Genomic DNA, 14944 nt, shown 5'->3' on the forward strand with positions numbered 1-14944 from the left:
TATCCCCGCTTTCGATCATTGGTGAACCGCATTTTCGACCGTGAATTTCCCATCATGCGCACGATAAAAGAGATATGTCATGCTGGGAATATCGCCTTTGGCGTCGAACGCGATCGGCCCCATCACGGTGGCCATCGGCCCCGCGCGCAAACGCGCCGCGACCGCCGTTGCCGTATGGTCTTCCCCGGCATCGAGCGCCTGTTTCAAGACCTGAAACGCCGCGTATATATAAAGCGTGAAGCCCTCCGGCTCATAGCCCTGCGCCCGCAAGCGCGCGGCCGCTTCCGCAGCGGCGGGATTGGCGCGCGGATCGGTGCCGAACAGCACCAGCACATTTTCCGCCGCTTTCCCCCGCGATGGACAGGAATTCCCTGCTCATCAAGGCCGGGCCGGAATAAATTTGCGCCTTCATTCCGGAATCCGCCATCTGGCGCGCGATCAAGGCGGTTTCGGCATGATAGCCGCCAACGAACAGCGCCTTGACGCCGCGCTCCTTCAGGCCGCTGACCAAAGCGCGATAGTCGCGCTCGCCCGCATTATAAGATTCGAACACCGCCTCCTGCACGCCCGCGGCATTGAGCGCCTTCTTGACCTCGTCGGCCAAGCCGCGGCCATAGGAGGTCTTGTCGTTCAGCAGCGCGATCTCCCGGCCCGCATGGCGCGCGGCCATGGCGCGGGCGATGACCGGCCCATGCTCGTCGCTGCGCCCGTTGATGCGGAACATGAACGTCTTGGCGTCGTCGGTGATGCGCGGATTGGCGGCAAGCGTGATCACCACGATCTCGTTCTCCATATATACCTTGGATGCCGCCAGAGTCGCGCCGGAACAGAAATTTCCGATGACGTAGCGCACGCCCTCGCTCGCCATCTGGTTGGCGACCGCTACCGCTTGCTTGGGATCGCAGGCGTCGTCGGCAATGCGTAATTTAATGCCTCCCAGATCCTGCGCCGCCTGTTCCGCGCCGCGCTTGAGCTGCTCGCCGAACGCCGCATACGATCCGGTCAGGGGCGCGGTAAGGCCGATGACGGTTTCGGCTTGCGCCGCGAGGGGCAGAAAAATCAGGAGACAAAAAATTACGCTACGCAACAACTTTCTCGCCCTCCAGATACGCCGCCTGCACGTCGGGATTGGCGAGCAGTTCCGCGCCGGTGCCGCTTAGCGTGATCTGGCCCGTCACCATGACATAGCCGCGATGCGCGAGGCGCAGCGCGTGATGCGCGTTTTGCTCGACGAGAAAAATCGTCGTGCCCCATTCCTTGTTGATCATGCGCAGAATGCCGAAAATCTGCTTGACGATAAGCGGCGCAAGCCCCAGCGAAGGCTCGTCGAGCAGCAGCAATTTCGGCCGCGCCATCAGCGCCCTGCCGATGGCCAGCATCTGCTGTTCGCCGCCGGAAAGCGTGCCGCCGCGCTGCGCCGCCCGCTCCTTGAGGCGCGGAAACAGATCATACACCCGCGCCAGATCGGCGGCGAAATGCACCTTGTCCGCCGTCAAGGCGCCAAGCTGCAAATTCTCGTAAACCGTCATGCGCCCGAAAATACGGCGGCCTTCGGGCGACTGCGCGATGCCGCGGCGCACGATCTTATGCGTGGGCATGCGCGTGATATCCGTCCCCATGAATTCGATGCGGCCCTCCTGCGCCGCGGGATTGCCGCAAATGGTCATCAGCAGCGTCGATTTCCCCGCCCCGTTCGCGCCGATCATCGTGACGATCTCGCCTGCGCGCACGTCGAGATCGACGCCGCGCAGCACCGTGATCGCGCCATAGCCGCTGGTGACGCCGGAGAGTTTGAGCATGGGTTCCGTCATTCGCCGTTCGCAGCCTCCAGCAGATCATCCACATTCTCAAGGCCCTCATCTCCGCCGACTTCGGGAGAACGCCCCTCGCGGATCGCCGCCGCGAAATCCAGAATTTCTCCGACGAACGGATTTACGGGCGCGAAATCGAACGCAGCGCCATTGAGGGAAATTTGGCCCGTTCCTTTTCGGCCCAGCGTCGCCTCGCATATCGCATGGCCCTCGGAACCGTAGATTTCAAGGCGCGTCGGCGCGTCGAATAATACGGATGTCGTGCTTTCCGCCGTCGCGCCGTCGCTGAACCGGAACGAAACGATCGCCGTTTCGTCATGCGGCCCGCGCCATACTTCCTTGGCAATCAAGCTGCGGCGCTCCGCCAGACGGCGGCCGGGCGACTGTGCGAACCACCTGATAAGATCAAGACAATGCGCGCCGGTTCCGGCCAAAGACCACCAGCGCCCCATATCGGCTCCGGCCCGCCAGTTCGACGGGTCGCCGCGCCATGGCCATAACACGCGGATATGGCGAAGATCGCCCAAGGCCTTTTCCTGTACGATCAGCCGGTGCAATTTTCGATGACCGGCATGCCAGCGCAGGTGAAAAGCTACGCCCAGACGCACCTGCTTGAGCCGGCAGGCTTCGATGGCGCGCAGGCCGTCCGCATGGCTCGTCGTCATGGGCTTTTCGACCAGCACATGCTTGCCCGCATGCGCGCACGCAAGAATATGTTCCGCATGCATGTTATCGGGACTCGTCACGATGACGGCTTGCAGCAGCGGGTCGCTCAGAAATTCCGCCAATGAATCATAAGCCGGACGCGGCGCGGCGGCTTTGTGACGGCGGGCGAACTCGGACGCGCGCGAAATATCCCGGCTGAACACGCTCCATAATTCGACGCCGTCGGCTTCGGCAAGCGCCGGAGCATGAGCGCCGCCTGCAATATTGCCGGTGCCTATGATTCCGAAGCGGATAGCGTCATTCATGCCGCCTCCCCATGGTCTTCGCCGAGATAGGCGCGGATGACATCGGGATTGGCGCGGATTTCGGCGGGCGTTCCTTCGGCGATCTTGCGGCCGTAATCGAGGACGACGATATAATCGGAGATGCCCATGACGACGCTCATGTCATGCTCGATCAGCAAGACCGCGCACAGCCCCTCGGCGCGGATGCCCATCAGCAATTCGCCGAGCGCGGCGGATTCGCGCGGATTAAGCCCCGCCGCCGGTTCGTCGAGGCACAGCAAGCGCGGGCTGGTGCACATCGCGCGCGCGATTTCCAGCCGCCGCTGCGCGCCGTAGGAAAGCTCGCCCGCGACGCGGTCGGCATCGGCAAGAATTCCCACCCGCTCCAGCCATTCGCGCGCGACGGCAACGGCGGCGCGCTCGGCATTGCGATATTTCGGCAGGCCCAGCAATCCCGCTATGGAAAAAACCGACTGCCGCATCAGATGATTATGCTGCGCGACCAGAAGATTCTCCAGCGCCGTCATGCCGCCGAACAGCCTGATATGCTGAAAGGTGCGCGCCACCCGCGCACGCCGCACGATGTCATGCGCCGCAAGCTTCTCGAGGCGCATCGAACCGGAACCGCCGCCGCCCGCGTGACAAACAATATGCCCCGACGCCGGGCGGTAAAATCCGGTGATGCAGTTGAACAAGGTCGTCTTCCCGGCACCGTTCGGCCCGATCACCGCCGTGATCCGGCGCTCGCGCGCGGCCATGCTGACGCTATCGACGGCAACCAGCCCGCCGAAACGCATCGTCAGGCTATCGACTTCGAGCAAAACAGGCGGCTGGGAACTGGCGATGTCGTCGGTCATGGCCCCGGCGGAAAAACGAAAAAAGAAGCGGCCCCCGCCCGCCCCGGCCCATAATCCGAGCCGGTTAACCACGAAGCAGGAGGCCAACTCCTTGAAACTGACGCAATATCGCATCCGGCGCAGCAAAAAAATGCATGAAACCCTTGATTCTTCCCCGCCAGCGGTTTAACTGTCTGGCCTCTCAAGGAAATTGAGACATGCAGCCTCGTCCCCTTCGTCTAGAGGCCTAGGACATTACCCTTTCACGGTAGTAACACGGGTTCGAATCCCGTAGGGGACGCCAGCAAAATCAATGAGTTACCACATGACCAAGATGGCCAATAATTTTTTGGGTAAGTTTTTGGTAATAAGCGGCATGAAACGAACTGGAACAATCCGGCATTAAATATTCCAAAAGCTCTGCATTACAGCGAGAATGCCGCACAGCATTCCCCTTTCAGATAGATCGCTGAACAGAATTAGCCCGCAAATCTTCAAGCCATGCCGCCGCATCCTGACGACTGATAAAACTGCGCCGCCCGCGCTTGGTCATTCTTAGACGGCCAGACCAGACTTCCCGATATATGGCTGTCCGGCTGATTGAAAACCTATCGCCGAATTCCGGGATCGGCATTAATTCGCGTTCGATGTTCATGTTACGGTCTGTCATTATTTCCTCCATTATGATGTTGATAAAAATTCGTTTTCATCGTGTCTTGCGAGATGTGGGCGGACGTGTCGCCCCCTCTTGTTCAATCCGCCGTTCTTCTATCTCGATCTCTTTGAGAATCTCGCCGATATAGGCGATCAGCACTTGCGTTTCTTCGGGACGAAGACGAAGGCCAGGCTCGATGGGCTTGAATATCATGTCGATAACAAATTTCTGTTCTTTCATAGGCTCTCCTTTCTCGCTGGCGGCGTTGATGTTCATGCTGAAAAGCTCCTTGCGGTTGACGGGAGCGGTGACTTCTCGCTTGGCCATTTTAAATTGGTCTTTAATGGACATGGTTCAAACTCCTTTCCGGGTTAAATCCTGGCGGGGCGAGTTCCCGCCAGAGGGTGAAAAATTTGCGCGGATTGCGGTGGCCCCATGAGGCCCAATCCCGCATAGCGGCTTCAGGCCAGCCCTTGCCGGGTTCCTTTGGAAAAACCGGCCTCAAGGCTCCGGTGCTTATTTTGGTAAGGGCTGAATCTGCGATGACAGCCCGCATAGTGATTTTCCCGCCCATGCCGGTTTGTTTGGAAAACCGCATGACAGGACTGCGCGGCTGCGGATGTCGGGCGCGCAAGACATTCAATGCCGCTCTTCTGGCCCTCGGCTGCGGCCCGCGATGTCGCGTTGGTCTCCTTGCGACGCCCTGCGCCTTCAAGCTGCGCTCGTCGATCCTACCGCCGTGGCCGTATCGTTTCAGGTGCCGGTTCGTAAGGGTCGCCCAAGACTTGCGCCAAGCCGTGACCTGTTGGCTCAACGCGCCGCGCGTATAGCGATCTTTGTTGCCAAAGCTTTCGCCCTCGATCCTCCGCAGCGGCACCAGGATATGAAGATGGATATTGCGGCTGTCGCCACGCGGATCAGCGGCATGGATCGCCCAATCCGCCGCATAGCCTTTGCGGGTGAATTGCTCCCGCACGAAATCGCGGGCCAGGAAGATATTCTGCTCAAGCGTCAGTTCGTGCGGCAGGGCGATATTAAAGCTGTGGGCCAGAATAGCTTGTCCGGGGCGCGTCGATCTGTCCTCGCGGGCTTCAAGCCGCCGCCATAATTCGCCGCGATTGTCGGCCCAGGAGGGCGAACCCGTTGGCAAACCTATCTCGTCGAACAGCACGCCGCCCTTGCGGCTATAATCGGTATGGGCGCTGGAACCTTGCCTATCCTCAAGCTTCTTGCCCGAATTATAAGCCGCCCTGGCGATGCTGGAGGAACCGTCACTGCGCCTTACGAAGCCATGCGTCAGGTGAAAAATGGCCATGGCAAAGCCTCCCGGTAAATCCAAGGATTTCCGCGCGATGTGAAACGGTCGCAAAGTGGGTAAGAAAAACAGGAAGCCGCGTTAAACGGCTAAAAACGGGCAACAAAAAAGCCGCCCAGAATATCCTCGGCGGCTTTGAACACACGTTTCGTTACGATAACCAAATCATACCACAAAACGTGGGTAAATCAAGAAAAAAATGCGATTTTTGAAAAAATATTTGCGACTTTGTTTCTCATTGTTTCTGATTGTATCAGGTCGTCTCAGTCAACAATTTGGCGATTGATTGAAGGGCAGGACAATCGGTTTTGGGATTGAAAGTGGCCCTTGCTCGAAGCAAAACTGCATTTTGCCCCCCCCTATAATATAGGGATAGACTTCGCATTCTGGGCCGAGTATCGGCAAGTCCGGTGCCGGAGGGCGCCCCGTCCGACAATGCTTAAGCATTGTCGGACAGCTTTCCCGCAGGGAATGCTTAAGTGCGCCTTTATGTATGTTTAACTTGCTTCCATCTTGTACTTCACCTCTGCCTTAACCAAAACTCGCAGCGTTTAAACGATCCACCTGGTTGGGTGTGTGCATCGCGGTTTGAGAGCAATTCTACTCGCCGTAGAGTTCAATAAGATGCAGCAGCATATTGCTTGTTTATTTTCTCCCTCTCCTCTAGTTTTTCTGACTGTCTAGCGTTAACTCCTATCATTCGCATGAGAAGTGGGCCGATAATGAAAATCGAGCAGGAGAGGCTAATAACGCTGATAGAGTTTGCACAGCAATCAGCAGCCCTAAAAGGCAATCCCGTATACAAGCTGTTTTCTTGCTTTTGGGCGATGTAAAAACCTTGACTGCCCTGGCGCAACAAATAGAAGATTCCGCTTTTTCCTGGGCAGGAAAAGCACGGCGTACCCTGAAACAGAAATCAGAATCCATACTCTCTATCTTGCCTATTTTTGACGAACTGGGGGCAAAGCTATGTGAGGCGGTTGGGCATCGCACGGATTTTATCGCCAAGCCGGTTACTCTTCCGCAAGGGATGGAGTTAGATGAGGATGTTGTGCTGGCCGTCCACAACAAGGCAGAAGGAAAATCAGCTTTTGGCTTGAGCGGATTGCTTGGCAAGGGCGCGGCGAAGAGAAAAATGGAAGAGTTGTACGTTCTCGGCAAACCTCCTGAAACGCAAGAGGATTGGAAGCATGCTCATGAATACATTTTGTTGCAATACCAGTTTAGGGAATATGTTGTTCGCTGGAACAGCGTGGCTCCCGAATTGTCGATTGAGTGTTTTGAAACAGTCGAACCGGGACACGCAATAAAGGCAGCGGAATATTTCTCCCTTCATAAAATCCTGCGCCAGCATATCGAAATGGAAGCGCAAGTTATAAGGCAATGCCAGATACTGCTACCCGCTTGGCGTCATCAAGCCGAAATAAGCCAGAATTTTGAACGACTGAAAGAATTACAACGCCTACTTGAGAATCATGTATTGCGCTATCGATTAGCCATTGAATGCGATGGTGACCGCTATCATGGCATTGATCGCTGGGATGATGATATGCACCGCCAGAGAATCCTGGAGCGCGTTGGCTGGCAGTTCTGGCGCTGTTTTGCCTCTTCTTTCGTCAAGAATCGGCAAGATGTGCTCGATGATTTGATAGCTATTCTTTCGCAAAGAGGAATAGACCCAATTGGCAGTGAATCTGTTCCGCGCAGCCTCCATACAGAACATCGTCGTGTTACGGCCTTCCCTCCTCTTGAGGGAATCACATCACCCATGCTTACAGAAGATTTTTCTCAAATTGCGGCAATCTAAGTCTGAATTCAAACTCCGCCCAAATGGCCCGCAAGATAACTTTCGGTTTGCGGGTAATAAGAGTCAGCAAGGAGTGTGTTGACACAATGGGCTGAGGTTCGACATTTCCCTTACAGGAACACTGCATGTTCTTTAACTCGCTCTATTATTTCTCCGAAACCGGGTTGATCCTTATAATAAAGCGTCTTCGTCCCCTCATAAGCCGCCTGATATTGCCGTTGCGCTTCCGCGCCCTCGATGCGGAATGCCGGATTCTCGCCGATTATCGGATTATCACCCGTTCGGAAACGCCTCGCTTTATGGGCGATATATTCCGGGGTGCCGATAAACGCCTGCACCGCTGGGTTTTCTAGCAAGCAATAAACGTCGTAATAATGCCGCATGAAGTTGACGGGCATGGTGCCACGCTCTTGCTGCTGGCGGTATTTTGTCGAAATCGTTTGCAGCTTTTCCACCAGCGTATAGCCGGGATGATAGCAAACAACGGCGCGGGCGCGGTTGTCGATGACCAGTACCTTGTCCGCCGCGTAATCATAGGCCCATGAGCTGATATCCTGCGGCATATTCGGCGTAATATCGTCAAAGCCGACTTCCAACAGAATACCATCTTTGAGGCCCGTCACCGGCCCGGCGTGACTATGATAGTGAAGCCGGATGCCGCCGCTGCGGTATTTGCTGTCGTCAAAAGATTCGTCACGCCAGATTTTATCAATAGCGTCGATTTGGATGGTTTCGGCCAGCCAGTCATAAAAGCCTTTCCGGCTTTTGCAATGCGCCGGGCTATCCTGATTGCGGCCCGTCTTAACATCCATGTCGGTGGGCGGCTCAATGCGGATGTCAATGTCTTCCGAAAATCGGTGAATGATGCCGAAACCCTTGGAAAGCGACGTGCCGCCCTTCAGTTCAAATGTCATGCCCAATTGCTGCAAGCCATACAGGCAGTGCATGATCCAATAATCTTTCTCGACCAGCGCGGGTGCAATCGCCATATCCCGCGCCACGATATTGACGAGGTCGGGAAAATCCGGGTGATGGTGGAGGAAAGTTTCAGGCGGCATAACGCAATGTAGCGTCTGCCAACGCCTCGGCAAAGAATTTCCTTGTTGAACGATTGCCGTAATGGCGCACCGCGTTATTCAACGCGCGGCGGCTCATTGCGATTGCCCTAGTCTTCACGCGCGGCAGGACGGCTTCTTCGTCTTCCGCCAGCCGGTCGAGATTATTGACCAGATCGACCAGCAGGAATTCCTCGCTCAAGTTTTTAGGGAAATGCGGTTTGACGCGGAAATCAAACTGGCGGCCGCCGAGGGCGAAGCGGCCATGCCGTTTGTGATTGTAAACCACCGTTTCATTGTAAAGCTGCGTCGTGCCGACGCCCAAGGCGTTATAGGCATTAGGCGAATGTAGCAAAAAGCGTCGGTCTTTCAGAAAAGTTTCGACAAGCTGTTCGTCCCGTGCCGGAGCCTCGCCGAAAGCGGTCTGCTTCGGACAATAATACAGGCCGGGGGAAAGCTTCTTCAGCGTTCCCTCTTCCTGAAGCTGGCGCAAATGACGATCCACTGCGGTTGACCATTGCTCCAGGTCAGCGCGGCGATAGGTTTCGCCGGGCCGCAGATGTTTTTTGAGTTGTTCCAGTGTTTTTGTCATGTGCTGAACATACGGCATATGGGCCATAATTGCAAGATATTTCATTTAATATTCATGCACATATGCATTATATTTCAATGAAATCAATATCTTGATGACTTATCATAAAAAATAACATTGCTTCTGCCAACTAATGAATCATGCATCTTTCTGGATGAAAGAAGCGGCAGTCAATAATCGTCGCAAAGATAATATATAAAAGGACGGATACCAAGGTAACGAGCGCCGATAGCCCATATTTGGCGAACAAGCTTTTCTGGTTGCGGAATATGGCGACGTTTGTCATCCCTGAAATGCAGGATACCAGACCGCCAAGACCGCCGCCTATGATGAGCAATGGAAAAGCCGCCCATATCCAAACATACTCATACCATTCGAACGCTGGCAAAAGTTTGATTTTTTCCTTGTCAATTATCAGCTCAGGCGCTTGATCGAAAAAATTATATGTAAGCTTGATTTTTGTCTCTTCGCCAGCGTCGTTCCGCACTACATAGAAACCTTTGGTTCTTTCGAGAACGACGCCGTCGCAAAGCAGTTTCGGGCGACCGCCCCAAAAACCGCCCGTGCGCACGACAAGAGCATGTCGCCTGTAGCCAGAAAGATTAGCGGGTATATCAATCGACATCACAGGCTAAATCTCGACAAACTGGATTTTCAACTTCGTCCCCGTTGCCTTGGCGAATTTCAGCAAAGTTGCCGCGCTAGGCAGTTGTCTTCCGCCCTCCATACGAGCAATAGCGGGCTGCGTGGTCTTCATGCGCTTGGCAAGCTGGGCTTGGCTAAGACCGGATTTTGCCCGCGCCTCAATCAAAGCACCAGCAAGCGCGTATTCGCTTTCCAGCGCGTCATACGCTTTCTTGAATTTCGTACCCTTCATCCATTTCTGGATCAAGGCATCCGCACGGAGCATTTTTTTCATAACAATCCTGCGTCTCATATCCCTCAATGCTGTAATGAGATATATACCATATTTGATATGCCCCTTCAAGAAAAAATTCTTAACGCTTGCCAAAGGGTAACGGCTTAACATTGCTTGCAATCCCCATGCCCAAACGCGGGAAATGCTGCCGGATCGTATCGGCGACATAGGACGGCGACAAATGGGCATAATGCTTTTCGGTCATGCGCGTGTCGGCATGGCCGAGTTGCTTGGCGATTACCGGCAAGGGAACGCCTTTCATCGCAAGCAAGCTGCCATGCGTGTGGCGCAGGACGTGGAAGGATATTGCAGGAGTGATGTTGGCGTGTTTGCAAGCCAGCAGTAAGGGACGGCTTTGATGCGATTTTTTCCATGCGCTCCCATCGTCATGCGCAAATAGAATGTCGTCACCCTTTTTCCCTGCGGTCATTTGCACAAAAAAATCGCGAGCTTCATCAGTCAAGACGACATGCCGGGGCTTGCCGCTTTTGCTGGTGCGTATGACGCACTGGACCGTCCGGCATCGCATGTGACGGGCATCGGGACGTTTAACTACACCTATCAGGGCAGCACGCAAAAGCCGACGAACCGGACGCTGAACGGTACGAGCATCAGCACAGCATGGACGTATTACAGTGCGGTGAACGGGACGCGGCTCGGGACGATAACGAACAGCAACGGGGCGAGAAGCTTCACCTACTCGTCAAGCCCGATGCGGATGGTCAACGTTGCGGAGACGGCCTCGACGGCGACCCCATCAACGGACTGGGTGGCACGGAGCTGGAACTACTATTACGACGGAGCTTACCGGCTGACATCGGCGCAGGTGACGCCGAGCGGCGGCACGATGAAGAACTTCGCCTATGCCTACGATGACGCCGACAACTTCACGACCTTCACGTCGCTCACATCATCGGCCAATCCGACGAACAACGCGCTGAACCAGAGCACGAACTTCTGGGGAACGCAGACGTACGATGCGAACGGCAACAAGCTGACGGACTGGTGGAGGAATTACAAATGGGACGCGGAGAACCGGCTAATTCAGGTGACGATGCCGGGGATACCGACGAACAAGGTGGAGATGTGGTATGATGGCCTCGGCCGCCGGACGCGCATCAAGACGACGAACACAACGGGGGTGACGGACGCGCGGTATATCTGGTGCGGAAACGAAATCTGCCAGAGCCGAAGCAACGGCGGGAACAACACGTGGAAGCGGTATTACGCGGAAGGAGAAGACCGCGTTGGCGCGGACAAGATTGTGTATATGCCGGACATGCTGGGCAGCGTGCGTGGGGCTGTGAACGCGGCGACGGGTGCGCTGATAACGAGCTTCGATTACACACCATACGGCAACAGGACGACCAGCTACACGGTCGGCACGGCGCCTGACTTCCAGTTCGGGCGGATGCTATGGAACGGGACGGCGGGACTTCTCCTGACCAGAACACGCGCCTACGACCCGCAGATTGGCAGGTGGCTCAACCGAGACAGCATCGGAGAGGCCGGAGGCGTCAACCTATATGGGTATGTCGGTGGGAGTCCGATTGTGAATGTGGACCCTTCCGGACTGCTGATGGATACTGCGGCGATTGCTGCGAAAGCCGCACTTACAGGCGCTAGGTCTGCTAGTGGGGCCCTGCTGGCTGGGCCTGCTGCGTTTCTGATGGCAATGACTCCATCGCCCGCAGGCGAGGGCAGCGATAAAACACCGACGGCTGAAGACATTATGCCAGCAGCCCCACAAGCCGGAGGTGGTGGGGGCAACAATAAGCAGCCACCTACGGTCACGACAGGTGGGTCTTGTCCCATTCCGAGGAAACATCCGAACGCTGGAAAGACGGTGGAGGATATTCTGAAAGGGAAGCTCGGCAGCATTCAAAAGGCCCCCCTTGAACGTGGCTCCCCTTCATGGAATAGTATTAGGGGTGAAACGTGGGAGCACCTTGTAAAAAAGGCACAGGCTAACGAGCCGGGCTATCGCCAATTTTATAAACTCCTCAATGACGGAAGGTTCAATAAGTGACAACGGGACTCCATAATTTATACACATGGATGCAGAAGCTTAGTGAAGCAAAGGTATACTTTACCCTTGCTTCACCTGTTCGAGAGAATGCGATTTTGCTCAATGTGGTAATACCAGGAGAGCGATGGGAAGTGGAGTTTTTTGAGGATGGCACTATTGATGTTGAGCGTTTCCGGAGCACGGGCAAGATTGAAGGAAGCCAAGCTTTGGAGGAGTTGCTAAAACAAAACTAAACTAGACGATTAGTATGTAGAGGCCCGGCCCCCACCCTAGGGAGCCGGGCCTTCGTGTTTTTGGTAGCTCCACCCGCCCGGCTTTTAAGCTCGGCGGGCTTTTCTATGTTCGCCGTCCGGCTGTGTCGAGCTTCCCCGGCGTTGCCGTTGCTATGCCGAGCTTCCTGCCTGTCTTGGATAGGCTCGCCGCCGTGGCGCTTGCTGCGCCCGCGCCCCCTTCGCCTCTTGGGCTGGGGTATGCAAGCATGACCGCGCCGCTATCCGCCAGGCTTGGCGTGAATCCCGAACGGGAACCGCCTTCACGCAAATGCTCGCCGCGCGCGACATGATCCTCAAGCGTGGCCCGCGCGAGTCTTATGCGGTGATGGATAATCAGGGCGTCAAGCATCCCCTGCCTAAACTGCTGCATGTGAACGCAGAAACCGTTCGCAAGAAGCTGAAAGGCTTGGATTCCGGATAAAGCTATGTCTCGGCAGAAATGCTTGAGAGAGGCTCTTTGACTTTGAAACTGCCATTTTGCGAGGCGCTATCATGATGAACACGGAACAACAACCGCCCCTTCCGGCGTTCAAGGCCGCCGTGGAAGAATTGCGCGAGTTCGGCATCACGCTGACGATGTCGCCCGGAGAATACAAAGTGAACTATCGCAACGGCACACCCGCGACGGCCTATTGCTCCGACGATCTTGCCGACGCCGTGGAGCATGGCCGCGCTTTGGGGTTGCTTCAACCGGCCTCGTCGGAACCGCCCCTCGGCCCGATGCGCCGCTCCGGCTCCCGTCGCGGCAAAATGTACCGGCATAATGCGACATTCCGGCTGGAGATAACAAACGCGGTCTAACCGGTGATATTTGATAAAAATTTCCGTACGGCTTCCAGCTCCGTGCGAATATTGTTCACATAGTCTTTCTTTTTTTGTTCTGATGCAGTGAAGTTCTGTTCGGCCTCTTCACACAAATCGGCCAGTGCGAGCGCGCCTAGACCAATTGACGATCCTCTGAATTTATGGGCTGCCTGCTCCCATTCGGGGTTTTGGCTGGGGGCGCAGCTTTGCTCAAGGTCTTCAAGAGACTTATCCGCTTGCCGCAGGAAAGACTGGGATAACTCTTTGTCTTCAGCCGGATTGCCGCCGGTATATCTTCGCAAATACTCCAGTTGCACCGGCAAAGTTGAATTTTTCCTGATTTGAACGGTTTGCGAAAACCCTTCCTGACGAAACGCTGCGAGGTCTTCGGTCAAAACGAGAACAACCTTACGAATGAATTCATCCGGATCGAGCGGCTTGCTCAGATAATCATCCATACCCACGGCCAAGCATCGCTGTTTGACAAGTTTCATGGCATCAGCCGTAAGCGCGATAATGGGAACGCGAGGCACGCCGTTCTGCTGCTCCAGCTGGCGGATTTTCAACGTAGAATTAAACCCGTCCATTTGGGGCATATGGCAGTCCATAAGGATGAGATTATAGGGATGATGGGCATTCTTCTCGAGCGCCTCCAGCCCATTTGCCGCCGTATCGGCGCTAATGCCGAGTTGCTTTTTCAACAGCTTGGTTGCGAAAAGCTGATTGATATAGTGATCGTCCGCCACCAGCACGCGGGCATTTCTGATCCGTTCGTCGTCGAAGATTGTGGGTGTGGAAGTCCGCAAGACAGCGCCGTTTTGAGTAACATCCGCGGCAAAGGGAATTTCGCACCAGAAAAGCGTGCCTTTTCCATGAACGCTGCTGACTCCGATCGTACCGCGCATGGCTTCCACCAGCTGTTTGGTGATCGCAAGCCCAAGGCCCGTTCCGCCGAAATTACTGGTTATGGCGCTTCCGCCTTGCGTGAATTTCTTGAAAATATGCGGCACATATTCTTCCATGATGCCGATCCCGGTGTCTTCCACCTCAAAACGAAGCCATACATTAGCCTCGTCCTTCAATGTGGGGAAAGCCCGTAAAGTCACCGAACCCTGCGCCGTAAATTTAACCGCGTTGCCCAAAAGATTGTTCAAAATCTGACGAACTCTATAAGGGTCGCCGATAACGCGCTGCGGCGGCAGTGTGTCGCATGACAGGATGAACTGGACGCCCTTCTCGGCGGCCATAATGCCCATGATGCTTTCCAGTTCCCTGAGAATTTTCTGTAAATCGAAGGACGCTTCGTCCAGCACCAGCTCTCCGGCCTCGATTTTGGAGAAATCGAGGATATCATTGAGCAACGATAGAAGCGCTTTGGCGGAATTGTGCACGACTTTCATATATTCTCCCTGTTCCTCGTCCAGGGGAGTGTCGATCAACAAGCCGGACAGCCCGATGATGCCATTCATCGGCGTGCGGATTTCATGACTCATGGTAGCCAGAAAAATACTTTTAGCGCGAGTTGCCGCTTCGGCGGCCTCTTTGGCCCCCCGCAATTCTTCCTGCTGCCGCCGGGTTTCCAGATGCAGAGCGACGACATTCGCAAGCCCCGCGCAATATGGCTCATAAGGAGCGAAAGCCGACCGATCGTCCAGTTCCAGTCGCAGCGATCCGTAGGACGTGAATACCGTCTCGATTGGAAAATTGATGCCGGAAGGCGGTTCTTCTCCCATATGGAGGCGCGCAGACTTAACTCCCGGAACCGTTCGCAAGCCGGCATTAATTATCGAAGAGAATTGCTCTACGTCGAAGCCGCTCTGCATGGCATTATAGAGCAGAAAAATCTGTGCCAGAACCTCAACCTGAGGCGAGGAGACGGTCGAACTTAGCGGTGAGATG

At 55.3% G+C, this 14944-nt stretch carries 19 protein-coding genes and 1 tRNA gene; 6 read left to right on the forward strand and 14 right to left on the reverse strand.

The genetic code is table 11. From position 1 onward, the window contains the following. Positions 1 to 15 precede the first annotated feature (15 nt). From WDO70_07885 to WDO70_07905, 5 genes are read right to left on the reverse strand one after another with little or no spacing between them, the layout of a single operon-like run. Positions 16 to 327, reverse strand: coding sequence for an ABC transporter substrate-binding protein (locus tag WDO70_07885; protein ID MEJ0063110.1), 312 nt, complete (start codon positions 325 to 327; stop codon positions 16 to 18). Then, complete coding sequence (locus WDO70_07890) at positions 251 to 1087, reverse strand: branched-chain amino acid ABC transporter substrate-binding protein (protein MEJ0063111.1); 837 nt, start codon at positions 1085 to 1087, stop codon at positions 251 to 253. The genes WDO70_07885 and WDO70_07890 overlap by 77 nt, the downstream gene beginning before the upstream one ends. Further along, entirely contained in the window at positions 1080 to 1799 is a 720-nt protein-coding gene (locus WDO70_07895; GenBank protein MEJ0063112.1) for an ABC transporter ATP-binding protein, read from the reverse strand. Before WDO70_07895 ends, WDO70_07890 begins: the two co-directional genes overlap by 8 nt. An 8-nt stretch (positions 1800 to 1807) precedes the next feature. Then, positions 1808 to 2782 (reverse strand): Gfo/Idh/MocA family oxidoreductase, encoded by a 975-nt coding sequence (locus WDO70_07900; GenBank protein ID MEJ0063113.1) that lies wholly within the window; start codon positions 2780 to 2782, stop codon positions 1808 to 1810. Next, positions 2779 to 3618 (reverse strand): ATP-binding cassette domain-containing protein, encoded by an 840-nt coding sequence (locus tag WDO70_07905; protein MEJ0063114.1) that lies wholly within the window; start codon positions 3616 to 3618, stop codon positions 2779 to 2781. The genes WDO70_07900 and WDO70_07905 overlap by 4 nt, the downstream gene beginning before the upstream one ends. 207 nt (positions 3619 to 3825) lie before the next feature. Here WDO70_07905 and WDO70_07910 point away from each other — a divergent pair. Next, a tRNA-Glu gene (locus WDO70_07910) sits at positions 3826 to 3901 on the forward strand. Between the two features lie 402 nt (positions 3902 to 4303). On the opposite strand, the gene WDO70_07915 is transcribed toward WDO70_07910, so the two are convergent. Together WDO70_07915 and WDO70_07920 are read right to left on the reverse strand one after the other, a co-directional pair. Then, positions 4304 to 4603: a hypothetical protein gene (locus tag WDO70_07915; GenBank protein MEJ0063115.1), complete on the reverse strand. Its 300-nt coding sequence runs from the start codon at positions 4601 to 4603 to the stop codon at positions 4304 to 4306. Then, the gene (locus WDO70_07920) at positions 4593 to 5567 is read right to left on the reverse strand and encodes a MobA/MobL family protein (protein MEJ0063116.1); all 975 of its coding nucleotides are present in this window, start codon (positions 5565 to 5567) and stop codon (positions 4593 to 4595) included. The genes WDO70_07915 and WDO70_07920 overlap by 11 nt, the downstream gene beginning before the upstream one ends. Positions 5568 to 6381: 814 nt before the next feature. Between WDO70_07920 and WDO70_07925 the strand changes: the two genes are divergently transcribed. Continuing rightward, on the forward strand, positions 6382 to 7374 hold the full coding sequence (locus WDO70_07925) for a DUF559 domain-containing protein (GenBank protein ID MEJ0063117.1): 993 nt from the start codon (positions 6382 to 6384) through the stop codon (positions 7372 to 7374). 110 nt (positions 7375 to 7484) lie between these two features. Here WDO70_07925 and WDO70_07930 read toward each other — a convergent pair whose 3' ends face one another. The 5 genes from WDO70_07930 to WDO70_07950 all read right to left on the reverse strand — a co-directional run bounded on the left by WDO70_07930 (position 7485) and on the right by WDO70_07950 (position 10469). Next, entirely contained in the window at positions 7485 to 8432 is a 948-nt protein-coding gene (locus WDO70_07930) for a nucleotidyl transferase AbiEii/AbiGii toxin family protein (protein ID MEJ0063118.1), read from the reverse strand. Then, entirely contained in the window at positions 8422 to 9021 is a 600-nt protein-coding gene (locus WDO70_07935; protein MEJ0063119.1) for a hypothetical protein, read from the reverse strand. Before WDO70_07935 ends, WDO70_07930 begins: the two co-directional genes overlap by 11 nt. Positions 9022 to 9151: 130 nt before the next feature. Then, positions 9152 to 9649, reverse strand: coding sequence for a hypothetical protein (locus WDO70_07940; GenBank protein ID MEJ0063120.1), 498 nt, complete (start codon positions 9647 to 9649; stop codon positions 9152 to 9154). Between the two features lie 3 nt (positions 9650 to 9652). Beyond that, positions 9653 to 9940 (reverse strand): helix-turn-helix transcriptional regulator, encoded by a 288-nt coding sequence (locus tag WDO70_07945; GenBank protein ID MEJ0063121.1) that lies wholly within the window; start codon positions 9938 to 9940, stop codon positions 9653 to 9655. A gap of 79 nt (positions 9941 to 10019) precedes the next feature. Beyond that, positions 10020 to 10469, reverse strand: a complete 450-nt coding sequence (locus tag WDO70_07950; protein ID MEJ0063122.1) for a tyrosine-type recombinase/integrase — start codon at positions 10467 to 10469, stop codon at positions 10020 to 10022. Here WDO70_07950 and WDO70_07955 point away from each other — a divergent pair. Both WDO70_07955 and WDO70_07960 read left to right on the forward strand, forming a co-directional pair. Beyond that, positions 10371 to 11969, forward strand: a complete 1599-nt coding sequence (locus WDO70_07955; protein ID MEJ0063123.1) for an RHS repeat-associated core domain-containing protein — start codon at positions 10371 to 10373, stop codon at positions 11967 to 11969. The two genes, WDO70_07950 and WDO70_07955, sit on opposite strands and share 99 nt — an antisense overlap. Continuing rightward, positions 11966 to 12202, forward strand: coding sequence for a hypothetical protein (locus WDO70_07960; GenBank protein ID MEJ0063124.1), 237 nt, complete (start codon positions 11966 to 11968; stop codon positions 12200 to 12202). Before WDO70_07955 ends, WDO70_07960 begins: the two co-directional genes overlap by 4 nt. 103 nt (positions 12203 to 12305) lie before the next feature. On the opposite strand, the gene WDO70_07965 is transcribed toward WDO70_07960, so the two are convergent. Then, complete coding sequence (locus WDO70_07965) at positions 12306 to 12611, reverse strand: hypothetical protein (GenBank protein MEJ0063125.1); 306 nt, start codon at positions 12609 to 12611, stop codon at positions 12306 to 12308. Between the two features lie 122 nt (positions 12612 to 12733). On the opposite strand from WDO70_07965, the gene WDO70_07970 reads away from it, so the two are divergent. Further along, positions 12734 to 13042 carry a hypothetical protein gene (locus WDO70_07970; GenBank protein MEJ0063126.1) on the forward strand — a complete coding sequence of 103 codons (309 nt, stop codon included), beginning with the start codon at positions 12734 to 12736 and terminating at the stop codon, positions 13040 to 13042. On the opposite strand, the gene WDO70_07975 is transcribed toward WDO70_07970, so the two are convergent. Next, a complete protein-coding gene (locus WDO70_07975; GenBank protein MEJ0063127.1) occupies positions 13039 to 14538 on the reverse strand; it encodes an ATP-binding protein in 1500 nt (499 codons plus the stop codon). The two genes, WDO70_07970 and WDO70_07975, sit on opposite strands and share 4 nt — an antisense overlap. Between WDO70_07975 and WDO70_07980 the strand changes: the two genes are divergently transcribed. Next, a complete protein-coding gene (locus WDO70_07980) occupies positions 14530 to 14934 on the forward strand; it encodes a hypothetical protein (protein ID MEJ0063128.1) in 405 nt (134 codons plus the stop codon). The two genes, WDO70_07975 and WDO70_07980, sit on opposite strands and share 9 nt — an antisense overlap. Positions 14935 to 14944 lie beyond the last annotated feature (10 nt).

The organism is Alphaproteobacteria bacterium (assembly GCA_037200005.1).
In the GTDB taxonomy this organism is placed as follows: Bacteria; Pseudomonadota; Alphaproteobacteria; order UBA9219; family RFNS01; genus JBBCGY01.